The following is a 16,549-nucleotide window of genomic DNA, read 5'->3' on the forward strand; positions in this document are numbered from 1 at the left end:
GAAAATAGTGTGGCGATTGTAATCATCCGCAAGGCAAAAGCAAACGTTTGCCCAACAGCAATAAAAAAGCCAGTCAGACGTTGGTATAGCGAGCGTTTTCCGGCAGCCAGCGTTCGATCAGGGCGCTGGCTTGTTCGGGATAATGCTGGTGGATGTGGCGTGCCACACGCTGCACTTCCGGTACCATCGCCTGATCGCGCAGTAAATCTGCCACTTTGAATTCAGCATTACCGGTTTGCCGCGTGCCCAGCAGCTCACCAGGACCGCGAATTTCCAAATCGTACTGTGCAATAACAAAGCCGTCATTGCTGTCACGCAGTACCTGTAAGCGTTTTTGCGCTGTTTTGCTGAGCGGCGCTTTATACAACAGTACGCAATGCGAAGCTACCGCCCCACGTCCGACACGGCCTCGCAATTGATGAAGCTGTGCCAGACCAAGACGCTCCGGGTTTTCGATAATCATCAGGCTGGCATTGGGCACGTCAACACCTACTTCGATGACCGTGGTAGCCACCAGCAGTTGAAGCTCGTTGGCTTTGAATGCTTGCATCACAGCCTGTTTCTCAGCGGGCTTCATGCGGCCATGCACTAAACCGATGTTCAAATCCGGCAATGCATTTTTCAGGGCTTCCCAGCTTGCTTCTGCAGCCTGCGCTTCTAACAGCTCTGATTCCTCAATAAGCGTACAGACCCAGTAAGCCTGACGACCTTCACGGCAGGCATGGTCAACCCGGGCAATGATATCGTCGCGGCGACTGTCTGGGATCGCGACGGTTGTTACTGGTGTGCGACCTGGCGGCAACTCATCAATGGTTGATGTATCAAGATCGGCATAAGCGGTCATCGCCAGCGTGCGGGGAATCGGCGTAGCGGTCATGATCAACTGATGAGGATGAAAACCTTGCTCTTCACCTTTTTCCCATAACGCCAGACGTTGATGCACACCAAAACGGTGCTGCTCATCAATAATCACCAATGCCAGGCCGTTAAACTGCACCTGCTCCTGAAACAGTGCATGGGTACCAACCACCATTGCGACGTCGCCACGGGCAATTGCGTCTTGCTGCGCCAGACGCGCTTTGCCTTTCTGTTTACCCGCCAGCCAGCCAACCTCAATGCCAAGGGGCGCAAACCACTGACGGAAATTATTAGCATGCTGCTCTGCCAGCAGTTCGGTAGGTGCCATCAGCGCCACCTGCTTGCCGTAAGCAATGACGTTGAGCGCGGCTAACGCCGCAACCAGCGTTTTGCCAGATCCTACGTCACCCTGCACCAGCCGCATCATCGGGAAATCATTTGCCAGGTCTTTTTCAATCTCAGCGACGACCCGCTTTTGCGCATTGGTTGGCGTAAAGGGCAGTGCCGCCAGCAATTTATCGCTTAAGGTATGACGTGCAGGCATCGGTAAGGCGTAATAACGCTGTGCACCCGCGCGTACCGCCAGCATGCTGAGATTATGTGCCAGCAGTTCTTCGAGAATTAAACGACGCTGAGCGGGATGCCGCCCGGTTTCCAGTTCACTCAGCTTTAAATCTGGCGGAGGGCGATGCAGCGTACGCAACGCATCAGGCAGGCTGATGAGCCCACCACGTAACGCCTGGGGCAGCAGTTCGGCAATCGGGCAGTTATCGAGTAACGTCAGCGCCTGATCGGTCAGATTACGCAGCGTTGCCTGACGAACGCCTTCGGTCGTGGGATAAACCGGCGTCAGCGTCTCTTCCAGTGTGACGTTGCTGTTTTCGCCCTGGATACGGTATTCAGGATGGATAATTTCGGCACCGCGCTGGCCTCGTTTAATTTCACCATAAGCGGTGACGCGACGGCCTGGCGCGAGCGCATTTTTCATTCCGGCGTTAAAGTTGAAAAAGCGCATCGTCAGTACGCCGCTGCCATCACTAATCTGGCAGACCATCATTTTTCGGCGGCCAAAGGTGACATCGGTGTGCAGCACTTCGCCTTCTACCGTAGCCCAGATGCCTGGCAGGAGATCGTTAATGGCGTAGAGTTGGGTGCGGTCTTCGTAGCGCAGCGGCAGATGCAGCAACAGATCCTGAATAGTATGCAGGCCGATTTTGGCCAGCTTTGCCGCCTGGCTGGCGCCTACGCCGGTCAGGGTACTGAGCGGGATGGCATCCAGCAGGCGGCCTTTCATTTTTTACCTTTAGCTTGCATGGTTGCCCACCAGTCGGCATCAGCTTCGACTTCGCCTCGCGCATTGATGTGAGGATAGGGCAGACCTTTCTGATTAGCCACGCGAGCCAGTACCGGATAACCGCCTTCAAACAGCAACCGCTGCTGCTCATTCTCATCGAGCAAGCTGTGTTTACGCTGATACAGCCCGGCATTTTGCCGCTGACGCTGCGCTTCATACAAAATAAGCGCCGAAGCCACGGAGACGTTAAGCGATTGCACCATGCCCACCATTGGAATAATGATGTCCTGATCGGCCAGCGCCAGGGCTTCATCAGTAATCCCTGTTTTTTCCTGGCCCATCAGAATACAGGTGGGCCGGGTATAATCGATTTCACGAAAATCGACTGCGCTGTCAGAAAGGTGCGTGGCCAGTACCTGCATCTTTTGCGCTTTAAGATGTTTTACGGCTTCGCCGATATTGCGATGCGTGACGACTTTTACCCAGCTATTACTGCCCGCAGAAGAGGAGACCTGGGTGCGCATACGCTGGCTCGGCCAGACGGCGTGAACAGCATGAATACCCACCGCATCGGCAGTGCGTATAACCGCAGAGACGTTGTGCGGTTTATGCACCTGCTCCATGCAGACGGTGAGATCGTGCTGGCGCAAGGCCAGCATCTCCTGAATACGAGCAAAACGTTGAGCGTTCATTAACTAATTACGGTTACGGTGAACTTTGATTACGTCCGGCATCACACGAATTTTCCGCATGATATTAGCCAGATGGACGCGATCGCGCGCGGTCAGGCGGATAAAGGCGCTATAAACGCGGCCATCACGCTCTTCCGTATTCAGGCTCTGAATATTTGAACCGGCGGTGTTAATTGCTGCTGTCAGGTTTGCCAGCGCACCCTGATGGTTAAACATATCGACTTTAATCTCAGCAACAAATTCCTGCTCGGTCACTTTATCCCACTCTACCGGCATGAATTTTTCTGGCTCTTTCTGGTAGCCGCGAATATTTCGACAAGACTCGTGGTGAACCACTAAGCCCTTACCTGGACTGACGTGAGCCACAATCGGGTCGCCAGGAATGGGGCGGCAACATTTAGCAAAGGTGATCAATACGCCATCGGCACCTTTGATGGGCAATTTTTTACCACGTTTGCTGTTGGTTAACGGTGTCGTACCTGACTGCGTCAGATTTTTCGCCACCACCACGCTCATAGCATTGCCGAGGCCGATTTCTGCCAGCAGATCGTCCAGTGAGGTGAGTTTCATCCGATCAAGCTCATGCTTGATGTTCTCAACAGGCACTTCTGCCAGCTTACGACTGCCGCCCAACGCATGACTCAACAAACGACGTCCCAGATTCACGGAATCTTCACGCTTAAGGTTCTTCAGTAATTGACGAATCTTCGCACGCGCTTTTGAGCTGACGACAAAGTTAAGCCAGGCCGCATTAGGGCGAGCGCCTGGCGCAGTGATGATTTCGATGGTTTGACCGCTACTCAACGGCTGTGAGAGCGGATAAGGTTGACGATCGACGCGAGCGCCAACACAGGCATGGCCGATATCGGTATGCACTGCATACGCGAAGTCCACGGGTGTCGCACCGGTGGGAAGTTCGACAATACGGCCTTCTGGCGTGAAAACGTAGATCTCATCCGGGAACAGATCTGACTTCACGCTCTCAATAAATTCAAACGAACTGCCTGCGCTTTGTTGCAACTCCAGCAGGCTTTGCAGCCAACGCTGAGCGCGGATTTGCGCGGTGGTGCCACTTTCGCCCGCCTGTTTATAAGCCCAGTGCGCGGCGACCCCCATTTCTGCCATCTGATCCATATCTTCGGTACGGATCTGCACCTCAACCGGTACGCCGTGTGGGCCGATCATCGAAGTGTGCAGCGACTGATAGCCGTTAGCTTTGGGGATGGCGATATAATCTTTAACGCGGCCCGGACGCGGTTTATACAAACTGTGCATCTGACCCAGTACGCGATAACAGGTATCCAAATCTTTCACGATAACGCGGAAAGCGTAAATATCCATGATCGAGTGAAAACGCTGCTCTTTCAGGTGCATTTTGCGGTAGATCGAATAAAGATGCTTTTCGCGACCGCTAACCCGGCAGGGAATGCCGGCTTCCTGCAAACGGCCATCGATCTCAGAAAGGATTTTCTGGATCATCTCTTTACGGTTACCGCGCGCCGCTTTGACTACCTCTTTAATCACCCGATAGCGATTCGGATACAGGGCTTCGAAACCCAATTCTTCCAGTTCGGTTTTAAGGTGATGAATACCCAGACGGTGGGCCAGCGGGCTGTAAATCTCCAGGGTTTCCAGCGCGATGCGGCGACGTTTATCCGGACGTAATGAGCCCAGCGTGCGCATGTTGTGGGTGCGGTCAGCCAGCTTGATGAGAATGACGCGGATATCCTGCACCATCGCCATTATCATCTTGCGGAAGTTCTCTGCCTGCGCCTCTTTCTTGTCGCGGAACTTCAGCTTATCCAGCTTCGAAACGCCTTCCACCAGCTCGGCAACGCTCTTACCGAAGAGCTGTTCCATATCCTGATAAGTTGCAGGCGTATCTTCAATAACATCATGAAGCAGCGCGGCCATGAGTGTTTCATGGTCGAGCTTCATTTCAGCCAGAATACAGGCTACAGCAACCGGATGGGTGATATAAGGCTCGCCGCTGGAGCGTGTCTGTCCCTCGTGGGCATCACGTGCAACAAGGTATGCTTGCTGGAGGCGCTTGATTTGCTCCTCTGGCAAGTATTTTTCAATCAGTTGATTGAGGCTTTCAAACAGATACAAGGGTGACCTGCAGCTTGCTGTTAACGACGGCCTTCAGCGATAGCGGTAACGGCTTGTAATTCAGCGGCTTCCTGCTCTTGCTGCTCCTGACGGTCACGGACATCTAAAATCTGATTCGTGACCAAACCTTCTTCGATTTCGCGCAGTGCGATAACGGTTGGTTTATCGTTCTCTTCCGGAACCAGCGGATCTTTGCCGCCTACCTGCATCTGACGTGCACGACGTGCAGCGACCAACACCAGGTCAAAACGATTACCAACTTTTTCTACTGCGTCCTGAACGGTTACGCGTGCCATAGGTGTGCTACTCCACAGATGAAGAAATGACTGGGCATCATACTGAAACTGTATTCAGACTGCCAATAGTTTGCTGATTAAAGCATCATGGCGCGCCTTTTGACGGGCCATACGCAGACGCTCTGCACGAATAATGGTTTTAAGATCGGACAACGCCAGATCAAAATCATCATTCACAATTAAATAGTCGTATTCGGCGTAATGGCTCATTTCAGCCACCGCCTGTGCCATACGGCGCGTAATCACCTCTTCACTATCCTGACCTCGGCCACGTAGGCGGCGGTCCAGCTCATCTTTCGATGGAGGCAATACAAAGATACTGCGTGCGTTAGGCATTTTTGCGCGAATTTGCTGCGCGCCTTGCCAGTCAATATCAAGAAATACATCCACGCCGGTAGCAAGAACCTGCTCAATTGCTTTACGCGAAGTCCCGTAATAGTTGTCGAAAACTTTCGCATGTTCGAGAAAAGCATCGTCGGCAATCATCTGCTCAAATTCATGCTTTTCAACAAAATAGTAGTGCTCACCGTGCGCTTCGCCCGGACGCATACCGCGAGTGGTATGAGAAACTGACACCTGTGTATCGTAAAGCGGCTGTGTCTTCAACAGTGCCTGAATCAGGCTGGATTTACCTGCGCCACTGGGGGCGGAAACAATATAGAGCGTGCCTTGAGCCATGGTTTTTTTGAATTGAATAATAGCGGAGTCGATTTCCTGCACAGTATACACAGCTTCCCGCGTGCACGCAGCGTTTGCGCAGCGGCAGGAGGAAAACTTTTGCGCAGCGGGGCGCAAAAAGGTGTTGAACAATGTAACGCTGAAAAAACGCTTGCAGAGTACCTTCCATCTTTCACAAACGTAACTGGTTGAATTAAAGATAAAAGGGTGGAATGACCCAAAATCATCAGGAGAGTAAAGATGAAAGGGATATTCGCGATAGTTTTGGCTCTGCTGGCAACGCTCTGTCAGGCAAAAGGCGCGGTGTGTCCCCCCTGGACACCTCAGCGTGCTGATAACGAAATTAATCAGCTGCAACAGCAATTACGACACTGGGATAATGCTTACTACCAACAAGGCAGTAGCCAGATTGCGGATACAGATTATGACAGCCTGCAACTGCGGCTTACGCAATGGCTGCACTGCTTCAGAACAGCCGCCCTGGATGATGAGCCGCACTTACCTTCCGGTGGTGAGCAGTTACATCCCGTCGCGCATACGGGGGTAAAAAAACTGCCCAATAAACTGGCTGTGGCTTACTGGATGCAGAGCCGTGATGACCTCTGGGTACAGCCCAAAGTTGATGGCGTAGCGGTAACGCTGGTTTATCGCCACGGCAAACTGGTTTCACTGATCAGCCGCGGTGATGGTTTGCGCGGTGAAGAGTGGTTGAAAAAGGCGGCGGGTATTCCCGCCATACCCCTCACTATCGAAAGCAAACAAAATGAAGTGGTTCTGCAAGGTGAGCTGTTTTTGATGATGAACGGTCATTATCAGGCCCGCGCGGGCGGTAAAAATGCGCGAGCGCAGGTTGCGGGTGCGATGATGAGTAAGCAAACAAGTCCGTTATTACCTCATATTGGCGTGTTTATTTGGGGCTGGCCAGACGGGCCTGCTGATATGGCCGCTCAGCTGCATCAACTGACGCAATGGGGATTTGGTCTGGCCGGAGAGTGGAGTAAAAGCGTCAAAGATGAGGAGGACGTTGCTGGCTGGCGTGAACGTTGGTTTCGTGCGCCGCTTCCTTTCGTGACTGATGGGGTGGTTATTCACCAGGCTTCCCGCCCGGCAGGAAAAAACTGGTTACCCGGAGAAGGACACTGGGCTGCTGCCTGGAAATATCAGCCGCCTGAAGCCAGCACAGAAGTTTTATCAGTCAATTTTTCAATCGGGCGAACCGGCAAGATTAGTGTGGTGCTCAACCTACAACCGGTTCAGTTGGATGATAAAACGGTCAGGCGGGTAAACCTGGGGTCGTTACGTAGCTGGCGTGAGCACGATATTATTGCAGGCGACCAGATTACGATCAGTCTGGCAGGACAAGGTATTCCTCGTCTGGAGCGTGTTATCTGGCGAGTGAAAGAGCGTCACTATCCACTCATACCTGATGAGGAACGCTTTACGCCAACCAGTTGTTATTATCTGGAGGCAGAGTGTCAAAGACAGCTATTAGCGAGGCTGAGCTGGCTGAGTCAAAAATCAGTGCTGAATATTCCCGGCGTACAGCGCAGCACATGGCTACGGCTGCTTGAAATTCCAGAGATGGCACATTTATTTTCCTGGCTAACTCTCTCCGTTGAACAGATCGCGGCGGCTGCGGGCATTTCACCGGCGCGGGCGCAGCAGCTTTGGCATAGTTTCAATCTGACGCGACAACAGCCACTGCGCCGCTGGATCGCTGCTCTGGGACTTCCACTACCGCGTAAGGCCTTGAATGCGTTGACCGATAAAAACTGGGATACCCTATTGCAACGCGATGCACAAACATGGCAGACGCTACCCGGCGTAGGTAAGGTCTCAGCGCAGCGTATTGTTCATCAGTTGCAGGATGAACATTTGCGTAGACTGATCACTTTTTTGCAGCAGCAAAATATTCCTGCTATCCCATCAGTGCTCGGGGTGAGGGTAATTAAAAACAGGCAAGCCGAGACGGAAACGCAGCGCCAGTAAGCGAGCAAGAAAACCAAATAATAACGTAATAGTAATGACTGCTTCGTGTGCCAGCGGCGTTTTTAACAGCAGGATATACATCCAGCCAGAGGCAAAGGCAATGCCAGCATAGAGCTCTTTCTGAAACACCAGCGGGATACGATTACAGAACATGTCGCGTAGTACACCGCCAAACACGCCGGTAATCACTGCGCTAATAGCGGCGATAATCATGGCGTGCCCACTGCTCAAAGCAACCTGGGCACCAATAATAGAAAAAACCACCAGACCGAGCGCATCCAACACCAGGAATACCTTACGCAGATGGGTCATTAATGGCGCAACGACGGTAGTCACAACGGCAGCAGCAGCGACGATCATGACGTATTCGGGATGTTTTACCCAGCCGAGCGGATAATGTCCCAGCAGGATATCGCGTACTGACCCTCCGCCAATTGCCGTTACGGAAGCAATAATAATGACACCAAACAGATCCATTTTGCGTCGGCCAGCGGCAAGTGCGCCGGTCATGGCTTCGGCGGTGATACCAATAATATAGAGAACGGTAAGTAACATATCAGGCTCCAGAAAGTCGGTGGCAAGGCTACGTTGTTAAGCGCGTAACCACTACTGAGATTTTCTATCCCTTAGTTAACAGAAGTGAAAATGCTCATTGCTGCGTTTATAAATTCTTTTATTATCAATGCGATAATTTATCTTTAAGGCTTTTTCGCATAAGGTAATTTTATTCGATTATGGTCTCAGCCGGTAGCAGGGAACGAATAGCACTTAAGTAAGCATGGCAGTTCAAATGTTAGAGATGCCTACAACGAGTCTGCTATTCATACTGGCGTGGTTAAGCGTTGAAATCAAAAACACGGGCTGGACAAAAGAGCGGGATACTTTTTGTAGGTTGGTGCGTGAAAAACGCACTGAAAATTATAACAACCGGGACGCTCATTGAAGAGAATGTCAGTGCGGACAAACTTCATTAAATAAAATATCGATGCGTTACCGCGACAGTGAAAGCCATTTTACACACACCGATGATATATAAAAAAGGGGAGTTGGGAGATGGAAGCATGGGTTTTATTGCGGGAAGCACAGAAAAGAAAAAAGCGTGCTGATTAACAGCACGCGAACGCATCGTTTCAGATGCCCAGAGCCCACCATACAGATTTATTGTTATACGTGTCTTGCGCGAATTTGAGTGAATGTTTTCAGGTTGAAACGGTATTCAGGTTGGAACCATGAACGACCGTAATAGCAATATATCAGCATCCTGATTGATGCCATCGCCAGGTAACCCCAAATTGCGCATAATACCGATGGTGTTAACCAAACTGTAAATAATGTTACGCCGAGGCCTGCTAATACTGACGACGTTTCAGTAAACGCAATGCGCGTATATTGTTTCTCTCGCTGTAATATGGCGCGATAATGCTGGCCTTGTGGAATAATAATAAAAATGACTGAAACCATTTCTACCATTACTGCCAGTTCAGGCTGATTAAAGGTGCTACTCAGCAAGTCGCTGCTAAGGAACAATGCAGCACAGATTAGAATACCCAATAACACATTTCCCCAATACAACATGGAAAGATCGTTAATGGAAAGCATGCGATGTCGAATTAGCGAATTCGAGAACCCGCGATCCGCCAGTGTGTCGATAGCTAATAAACCAATAACGGCAATGGCTAGCAGGTTTAATTCATTCGCCTGCAAAATTTGTGCTAGTAAAGAGAGTTGCAGCACGCCAATGCCAATAATTTTTATTGATGAGAGAACAGACCATTTTGCGTCAGTCAGATTTCTTTCTCGTATCGCCATATTATGCTCGTTATGGTACATGTACCAGTGCAAATTGATACGTTGTGCAACATCAAGCTGTGATTGTTGTTACACGGTAAGTCAGTGCAATTTTTCCGGCCGAAGTCCTGAAATGCCCTTCCAGGCTTGCCATGTTATTATCGATTCAATTAAATGGTGTTCAGAAAAAAATAAATATCTCTGGAATATTCACTTTCTCGTGTAATGGCTGAATCTCCTGCTGTGAGCAAAAAGAGCGCCAAATCATGCATAAATCCTGTTGTGGTTGTATATTCTCCAGCCAGTATCCTTCCGGCTATCTCAACGAACTCTTTTTCTGATAACAAAGGATAAGTTGAGCGATCCATTATTTTCCCTGCTGTAGTTATTATGGGTATTGCTGTGTGTGAGACGATTTATACCGTGTTTTGTTTAAATTAACACCATGAGAAAAATCTGATAAGACAAACTCAGGAAATAATGGATTCAATTTTTGCATGGGAATAGTTAATTTTTTAAATAGGGGTTTATTAATGTTTGTTGAGGTTAATATTTAAAAATTTAGGGGATATTATCTCAGTATCAAAAAAACAGTTCTAAATCAGCCACAACAAGCCTTTTTCATCACATAAAAGCCAGGATTTTTCTGGCCTTTATGCTTAAGCATAATTTCTGTAATGGTGCATTGTGTCATGCATATCCTGAGAGAACGTTTATGCTTTCGATGAGATAAAAAATATAAATTTTTTACTATCTTCCAGCAATTAATAAAGTCTGTCTTTTTTAGGTAACTTATTGAAATTATTTGGTAAGCTTTGTATTGAGTTGAGCAAGATCACGTTTAACCCATTCAATATCTTTAGCGAATTTTTCGTCAGACATCAGGCGCTGACGGTAAACGGTGATCAACACCTCGGCACCTTGTTCATTAGCAATGACCCGCATTGGCATATAAATCTCTTTGCCTGACCCGGTATCAATCCAGTGATCCATTACGCCAAAGGGATTATGAGGGGAGAAACGAATTTTTACGCTTCCCTCTGGCCCACGTGCTCGCCAGTGATTGCCTTCAGGCTCCAGTGTACTGCTGCTCAAGCCGGACGCCCATTTTGGGAAAAATTCTGGTTTCCAAATGGTTTCATAAAGATCGAGCCAGTTGCGGGCAATGGTTATGCTTAAAGTATGAGAGGACAGCATGTTACCTCCTGACGGGAACAAAAATTGATTAAAGCATGGGGCGCAGGAGGGTAAAACGCTCTGCCAACAGAAGTGTGGGCCAGATACAGTTTCGCATCGGGTACGGGCAGACACAGGCGCTGCCCGTAGAGTGAAATCAGTTAAAGTTACCGCGTGCAGACACCGGTTCAGTTTCAGCGTGCCCATCAGCATGACGTAAAACAAAACTGTCTGATTGCGCCATAACGGCACAGCTATGGTTAGGAAAGATACGCAACAGGCTGCCAATGCGCGGTGCATTACCTTGATAAATCAAAAATCCATGCTCTTCTGACAGTTTACTGACGTCGAAAGTATTGCCATGCTCATCGACGGCAACACCAAAACCGCTGGCATTGGTGCCGTGCGGACCCTTATCTGAGCTCAACATTTTTGAACCGGCATCAACGATAGCAAAATGTTCATTGACCGCAACCACGCGCGTGATGACGCTGAGTGCCAGCTCGTCGACCTGGCTCAAACCCAGGCGGCAGGCAGTAAGATCAAGTAGCGCATAATTTCCTGGACGGATTTCATCAATACCAGGAGGCACTTGCGCTGCCAGCGCAGTTGGGGTTGATCCCACCGACACGGGACAAAAATTGAAGCCAGCCTCATGCAGCCTGTGTTGCAGAGATTGCATCAGCTGAGCTTCCTGCCCGGCTATTACGCTAATGGCAGAGAGATTTCCTGCACCATAGGCGTGCCCCGCGTGTGAGACCAAACCGGCAAATGGCAGGCTCTCTTTTTTCAATGCCTGTGCGAGGATTAATGCATCATCGCTATCTGGATTGACGCCCACTCGGTGTAATCCGACATCGACTTTAATAGCGACCGCCAGCTCACAATCTGGCTGCAGACGCTGTGCTTCAGCAATTGCCGTTACGCCATGCAGCGCATCAGCAATCAGGGTGATTTTTGCGCAATGATATGCCGCCTGGCGTAGAAGCTCAGTAATACTCTTTGCCTGTACGACAGGATAAGCCAGCAGTAAATCGCGCTCTCCGCCCCGTATAAAACTGATACCCTCGCTCGGTTTTGAAACAGTAATTCCTTTTGCGCCCAGTTCTCGCTGACGACGGGCAATCCACACACTTTTATGCGTTTTAATATGGGGGCGCAACGCAACGCCCGCTTCGTTGGCTCTTTTCTGCATACGCTGCAGGTTGTGTTCGAGGCGCTGTGCATCAATTTCGATATAAGGCGTCAGACGATCGTCAAAAAGAGGACGCTGCCAGTTGGCTTCGCTATTCATATCCATGCGAGATTCCTGCGGTAGCTTATGAAAGCGCCATCATTCACCAATTTTTAGACAGATGCCAGTTGGCTTTCGATGCCATCACGTTGGTTGACATCCGCACCAGCAAAGACCAGCCAGTTCAGATAAGCGCCTGTTTCGCTGAGTCTCGAAACAAAAGGCGAAAAAAGCAGGCGCGAGGCCTGCTTGATGATTAGACGTAGAGAGGGGCTTCGCCTGGCGGGCGGGTTTTAAAGCGCCGATGCAGCCAAAGGTATTGCTCCGGTGCACGCAGGATTTGATTCTCTATCACTTTATTCATATAAGCCGCGGCGGCAGATTCATCATTGTGAGGATAATTTTCTAGCACCGGTTCAATGATCAGCTGATAGCCATCATTATCTGGATTACGAATCAACACGATGGGAATCATCGCGGGTTTAGCCAGTCGTGAAAGAACAAAAGTGCCGTTAGTGGTAGCCGCTTTTTCTACAGCGAACAGTGGCGCAAAAGTGCTGCCCTTCGGGCCATAGTCTTGATCAGGCGCGAACCACACCGATTCACCTTGTTTAAGCGCATTGACCATGCCACGCAGATCGCGGCGGTCAATCATCGCTTTATTGGAACGCATACGACCTTTGGTTTGTACATATTCCATCGCGCGATTGTTATGCGGACGATACATCGCCATCATCGGCTGGCATAAACCGCTGATGCGGCCACCCAGTTCCAGCGACATAAAATGTACGCCAATCAGCATTACACCGCGCTTTTCATTTTGCGCGGAATGCAAGTTAGCGAGACCGGAAACGTTAAAAAGGCGTCTTACCGCACGATCGGACCAAAACCAGGCAATGCCGGTTTCAGCCAGCGCCATGCCAAGCGAGGCGAAATTACCCGCAATCATTCGCTCTGTTTCTTCTTCGCTGATGCCTGGAAAACAAAGTTCGATATTACGACGGGTAATACGTTCACGACGCTGTAAAAAATGACGTGAGAGTTTGCCGGCACCAGCGCCGAGGCGGATTAAGAGTGGATAGGGAAGCTGGACCAACAGCCAAAGAACAGCGAGGCCAAACCAGGTGAACCAATAACGCGGATACAGCAACGAGGTGCTAAATTGTCCGGTGTTTTTCATTACCAACCTTCATGGGATAAATGGATGTATCGCATAAGAAGCACTTCCATAAGTTCCCAGGCGGTACAGCTGTACTCTATTCGACCAGCACTTTATCAAATAGTGCGTTTAAAGAAAGGTAAACTCCAGAATCTACAGGATTGAGCAGATTCATGGATAACGCCTTGTCTGATTTAAAAAACCACACGACAAAAACAAAAATCACTTTTAACAAGGAGTTAAGCGAAACCGCAAGGTGGAAAACCGCAAAAATAATTATCGCCTGAGATCTTTCTGGAAATTAATTTTCACTTTTTCTTACGTACTCTTTACCGGAACACTGAAAAAGCGGCTTTAAACTGACAATCAGTGAGATGTTAAAGTAAGCAAAAGCGGAAATCTTTGATCTGAACGCAGCAATGGACAGGCGAAAAACAGACGATGCAGAAGGCGATAAAAAAGCCCCATTGCTGGGGCCAGTGAGTGGAGGTGTTTACTCGATATTCTGGATCTGCTCACGCATCTGCTCAATCAGTACTTTCAATTCGATAGCGGAAGCAGTGATGTCAGCATTTATGGATTTTGATGCCAGCGTATTCGACTCGCGGTTAAATTCCTGCATCATAAAATCAAGGCGACGACCTACCGCTTCTTTTTTCTTCAGAATGTTATAGGTCTCTTTAACGTGCGCATCCAGGCGATCAAGCTCTTCCGCCACATCAATACGCTGCGCCATCATCACCAGCTCTTGTTCGAGGCGATTGTTTTCAAGCTGCACGTCGGCATCTTCTAACTTCGCCACCAGACGTTCACGCTGCCATTTAAGTATTTCTGGCATACGGGCGCGCACTTTACTGACTTCCTGTGACACACCTTCCAGGCGCTGCTCAATCAGTGACTTGAGTGCCGTGCCTTCAGTTTCGCGTGCGATGATAAAATCATCCAGTGCAGCGTCCAGCGCCTGAAGCAACACGGTATTGATTGCATCAAGATCTTGTTCTTGCGCTGACATTACGCCTGGCCAGCGCAAAATATCCATTGGATTGATGGCGCCTTCATCGCTTTGCATTTTCACCCAGTTAGCTGCCTGTACCAACTGTTTGGCCAGCGTTTCATTCAGCATTAACTCGCCTTGCGCACTGGGATCGGCGTCAAAACGCAGATTGCACTCTATCTTGCCGCGGGTCAGGCGCTGACGAATACGCTCGCGGATCACCGGCTCCAGGCTGCGAAATTGCTCCGGCAAACGGATATAAGTTTCCAGATAGCGTTGGTTAACAGAACGCAGCTCCCAGGCGGCGCTGCCCCATTCGCCTTTAGCTTCGCGGCGGGCATAAGCGGTCATACTGCGGATCATAAGCGATACTCATTTTCAGAAAGATTGGGGCAAGTATAGCGAGGCAGGCGAGCGCATAACAGGCGTAAGCGCGTATCAATGCAGATAACGAATCATTTCCGCTTTGAGCAACAGGCACCTATGATAACGACTGGTTCACTTTGCGAGGAGTACGCATGTTTCGCGTGATTACCTTTCCTTTTGCGCTGGCCTTGTTACTGGCAGGCTGCCAGTCGCCACCCGCACCGCCAACCAGACCACAGCCGATCTGTGCCGGTGGTGACGTAATGATACAAACAACACTGTGGTTTGGGCTCAGTAAACCGCAAGGCGGCACAGTAAGCTCTCTCGACTGGATGAATTTCATCGATACAGAAGTCACTCCGCGCTTTAAAAAGGGTTTGTCGGTTTATGATGCGAAAGGTCAGTGGCTGGGGGAAACGGGCAACTGGTGCGTGAGAACAGTAAAGCTTTGTTGCTGATTCACGGTATTGATGCACAAAGCAATGCCGCCATAGAAGAGTTACGCACGCTCTATAAAAAACGCTTTAGTCAGGAGTCCGTAATGCGTGTCGATGCGCCAGCGTGCGTAGGGTTTTAAATAAAAATGGCGGCCTGTTTTGCCGCCGTCCTGCTCAGATAAAAAGTCCGGCAAACGCCGCCGAGAGCAGACTAACCAGCGTCGAGCCATACACCAGTTTCCAGCCGAAGCGTGAAACCACATTACCCTGCTGTTCGTTCAGGCCTTTAATCGCACCGGCGACAATACCAATTGACGCAAAGTTAGCGAAGGAAACCAGAAAGACTGACAGAATGCCTAAACCGCGTGGACTCATATTCATCGCCACTTTTTGCAGTTCAATCATTGCCACAAATTCGTTGGCGACCAGCTTCGTTGCCATAATGCTGCCCGCCTGCAATGCATCAGCGGCTGGAATACCAATCAGCCAGGCAAAGGGATAAAAGAGATAGCCAAGCAACTGCTGGAAGCTATAGCCAAACAGGGCGGCGAACAGGGCATTCACTGCGGCAATCAACGCAATAAAACCAATCAGCATCGCTAAGATGATCATGGCGACTTTGAAGCCAGCCAGGATGTATTCACCGAGCATCTCAAAGAAGCTTTGATCTTCATGCAGCTTATCCAGCACAATTTCCTGCGTCGTATCCTTACCGGGATTGATAATTGAAAGAATAATGAAGGTGCTGAACATATTAAGCAGCAGCGCCGCAACGACATATTTAGCATCAATCATCGACATATAGGCGCCGACGATAGAGAGCGATACGGTCGACATGGCAGTAGCAGCCATGGTGTAAAGCCGTTTAGCCGGAATATCACCGAGAATGCCTTTATAAGCGATAAAGTTTTCTGACTGGCCAAGAATCAGCGTGCTGACGGCGTTAAAAGATTCCAGTTTGCCCATACCGTTGACCTTAGACAGCAGCGTTCCCACCAGACGAATAAGCAGCGGCAGGATGCGCCAGTGTTGCAAAATGCCGATCAGCGCCGAGATAAAGACAATCGGGCACAGCACGCCAAGAAAAATAAAGGCGAGGCCTTGTTTATGCATACCACCGAAAACAAACTCTGTGCCTTGTGCCGCAAAACCCAGCAGGCTTTCGAAGAAATGCCCCACTAAACCCACCAGAGCCAGGCCGCTGGCTGAGTGCAGGAAAAACCAACCCAGTGCGGCTTCTGCCACGATCAGTTGAATAATAAAACGAAGACGAATCTGTTTAGGGTCGTGACTGACCAACAACGCAAGGGCAAAAATCACCACCAGCGCCAGCAGAAAATGAAGAATGGCTGCCATATTTTTTATTCATTAAAAGAGACATGTGAAAGGAGGGCGCATTTAGCCACAGTCGGAGAGTAATTTCATCCCGCAATGTGGCAGGCCGCAGCAAGAGACAGCAGACAAGTAAGTCCGTAT

Annotated in this window: 14 protein-coding genes and 1 pseudogene; 2 read left to right on the forward strand and 13 right to left on the reverse strand. The window is 49.8% G+C overall.

Annotation, left to right across the window (positions count from 1 at the left end; translation table 11 throughout):
- Positions 1 to 73 precede the first annotated feature (73 nt).
- Genes recG through gmk form a run of 5 tightly spaced genes read right to left on the reverse strand, consistent with a single transcriptional unit; the run spans position 74 to position 5,930 of the window.
- On the reverse strand, positions 74 to 2,152 hold the full coding sequence (gene recG / locus O3W44_RS12790) for an ATP-dependent DNA helicase RecG (protein ID WP_269293353.1): 2,079 nt from the start codon (positions 2,150 to 2,152) through the stop codon (positions 74 to 76).
- On the reverse strand, positions 2,149 to 2,844 hold the full coding sequence (trmH, locus tag O3W44_RS12795; RefSeq protein WP_269293354.1) for a tRNA (guanosine(18)-2'-O)-methyltransferase TrmH: 696 nt from the start codon (positions 2,842 to 2,844) through the stop codon (positions 2,149 to 2,151). Before trmH ends, recG begins: the two co-directional genes overlap by 4 nt.
- Positions 2,845 to 2,847: 3 nt before the next feature.
- The gene (gene spoT / locus O3W44_RS12800; RefSeq protein ID WP_269293355.1) at positions 2,848 to 4,956 is read right to left on the reverse strand and encodes a bifunctional GTP diphosphokinase/guanosine-3',5'-bis pyrophosphate 3'-pyrophosphohydrolase; all 2,109 of its coding nucleotides are present in this window, start codon (positions 4,954 to 4,956) and stop codon (positions 2,848 to 2,850) included.
- 20 nt (positions 4,957 to 4,976) lie between these two features.
- Positions 4,977 to 5,252 carry a DNA-directed RNA polymerase subunit omega gene (gene rpoZ, locus O3W44_RS12805; RefSeq protein WP_003851346.1) on the reverse strand — a complete coding sequence of 92 codons (276 nt, stop codon included), beginning with the start codon at positions 5,250 to 5,252 and terminating at the stop codon, positions 4,977 to 4,979.
- 54 nt (positions 5,253 to 5,306) lie between these two features.
- Positions 5,307 to 5,930 (reverse strand): guanylate kinase, encoded by a 624-nt coding sequence (gene gmk / locus O3W44_RS12810; RefSeq protein WP_269294436.1) that lies wholly within the window; start codon positions 5,928 to 5,930, stop codon positions 5,307 to 5,309.
- Positions 5,931 to 6,170: 240 nt separating this feature from the next.
- On the opposite strand from gmk, the gene ligB reads away from it, so the two are divergent.
- Positions 6,171 to 7,919, forward strand: coding sequence for an NAD-dependent DNA ligase LigB (gene ligB / locus O3W44_RS12815; protein WP_269293356.1), 1,749 nt, complete (start codon positions 6,171 to 6,173; stop codon positions 7,917 to 7,919).
- Here the strand turns inward: ligB and O3W44_RS12820 are convergent.
- The 7 genes from O3W44_RS12820 to O3W44_RS12850 form a co-directional block, all read right to left on the reverse strand.
- Entirely contained in the window at positions 7,857 to 8,474 is a 618-nt protein-coding gene (locus tag O3W44_RS12820) for a trimeric intracellular cation channel family protein (protein ID WP_269293357.1), read from the reverse strand. The genes ligB and O3W44_RS12820 overlap by 63 nt on opposite strands.
- A 609-nt stretch (positions 8,475 to 9,083) precedes the next feature.
- Positions 9,084 to 9,728, reverse strand: a complete 645-nt coding sequence (locus tag O3W44_RS12825) for an oligosaccharide flippase family protein (protein ID WP_269293358.1) — start codon at positions 9,726 to 9,728, stop codon at positions 9,084 to 9,086.
- 149 nt (positions 9,729 to 9,877) lie between these two features.
- The gene (locus O3W44_RS12830; RefSeq protein ID WP_269293359.1) at positions 9,878 to 10,075 is read right to left on the reverse strand and encodes a hypothetical protein; all 198 of its coding nucleotides are present in this window, start codon (positions 10,073 to 10,075) and stop codon (positions 9,878 to 9,880) included.
- Between the two features lie 433 nt (positions 10,076 to 10,508).
- Complete coding sequence (locus tag O3W44_RS12835; protein WP_269293360.1) at positions 10,509 to 10,904, reverse strand: polyketide cyclase; 396 nt, start codon at positions 10,902 to 10,904, stop codon at positions 10,509 to 10,511.
- A 136-nt stretch (positions 10,905 to 11,040) separates the two neighbouring features.
- Positions 11,041 to 12,183: an alanine racemase gene (locus O3W44_RS12840; protein WP_269293361.1), complete on the reverse strand. Its 1,143-nt coding sequence runs from the start codon at positions 12,181 to 12,183 to the stop codon at positions 11,041 to 11,043.
- Between the two features lie 190 nt (positions 12,184 to 12,373).
- Positions 12,374 to 13,297: a kdo(2)-lipid IV(A) palmitoleoyltransferase gene (lpxP, locus tag O3W44_RS12845; protein ID WP_269293362.1), complete on the reverse strand. Its 924-nt coding sequence runs from the start codon at positions 13,295 to 13,297 to the stop codon at positions 12,374 to 12,376.
- Between the two features lie 472 nt (positions 13,298 to 13,769).
- Positions 13,770 to 14,633, reverse strand: coding sequence for a YicC/YloC family endoribonuclease (locus tag O3W44_RS12850; RefSeq protein WP_269293363.1), 864 nt, complete (start codon positions 14,631 to 14,633; stop codon positions 13,770 to 13,772).
- A gap of 155 nt (positions 14,634 to 14,788) precedes the next feature.
- On the opposite strand from O3W44_RS12850, the pseudogene O3W44_RS12855 reads away from it, so the two are divergent.
- Positions 14,789 to 15,213: pseudogene (locus O3W44_RS12855) on the forward strand (DUF3574 domain-containing protein).
- Between the two features lie 34 nt (positions 15,214 to 15,247).
- Here the strand turns inward: O3W44_RS12855 and O3W44_RS12860 are convergent.
- Positions 15,248 to 16,429 (reverse strand): NupC/NupG family nucleoside CNT transporter, encoded by a 1,182-nt coding sequence (locus O3W44_RS12860; RefSeq protein WP_269293364.1) that lies wholly within the window; start codon positions 16,427 to 16,429, stop codon positions 15,248 to 15,250.
- Between the last annotated feature and the right edge of the window lie 120 nt (positions 16,430 to 16,549).

It is taken from the genome of Pantoea sp. LMR881, assembly GCF_027157825.1.
In the GTDB taxonomy this organism is placed as follows: domain Bacteria; phylum Pseudomonadota; class Gammaproteobacteria; order Enterobacterales; family Enterobacteriaceae; genus Pantoea; species Pantoea haifensis.

Coding starts and splice junctions, on each gene's coding strand:
- O3W44_RS12860 (WP_269293364.1), bottom strand. CDS start 16,429: ATGGCAGCCATTCTTCATTTTCTGCTGGCGCTGGTGGTGATTTTTGCC.
- O3W44_RS12820 (WP_269293357.1), bottom strand. CDS start 8,474: ATGTTACTTACCGTTCTCTATATTATTGGTATCACCGCCGAAGCCATG.
- O3W44_RS12850 (WP_269293363.1), bottom strand. CDS start 14,633: ATGATCCGCAGTATGACCGCTTATGCCCGCCGCGAAGCTAAAGGCGAA.
- trmH (WP_269293354.1), bottom strand. CDS start 2,844: ATGAACGCTCAACGTTTTGCTCGTATTCAGGAGATGCTGGCCTTGCGC.
- lpxP (WP_269293362.1), bottom strand. CDS start 13,297: ATGAAAAACACCGGACAATTTAGCACCTCGTTGCTGTATCCGCGTTAT.
- recG (WP_269293353.1), bottom strand. CDS start 2,152: ATGAAAGGCCGCCTGCTGGATGCCATCCCGCTCAGTACCCTGACCGGC.
- O3W44_RS12830 (WP_269293359.1), bottom strand. CDS start 10,075: ATGGATCGCTCAACTTATCCTTTGTTATCAGAAAAAGAGTTCGTTGAG.
- rpoZ (WP_003851346.1), bottom strand. CDS start 5,252: ATGGCACGCGTAACCGTTCAGGACGCAGTAGAAAAAGTTGGTAATCGT.
- ligB (WP_269293356.1), top strand. CDS start 6,171: ATGAAAGGGATATTCGCGATAGTTTTGGCTCTGCTGGCAACGCTCTGT.
- O3W44_RS12825 (WP_269293358.1), bottom strand. CDS start 9,728: ATGGCGATACGAGAAAGAAATCTGACTGACGCAAAATGGTCTGTTCTC.
- O3W44_RS12840 (WP_269293361.1), bottom strand. CDS start 12,183: ATGGATATGAATAGCGAAGCCAACTGGCAGCGTCCTCTTTTTGACGAT.
- gmk (WP_269294436.1), bottom strand. CDS start 5,930: ATGGCTCAAGGCACGCTCTATATTGTTTCCGCCCCCAGTGGCGCAGGT.
- O3W44_RS12835 (WP_269293360.1), bottom strand. CDS start 10,904: ATGCTGTCCTCTCATACTTTAAGCATAACCATTGCCCGCAACTGGCTC.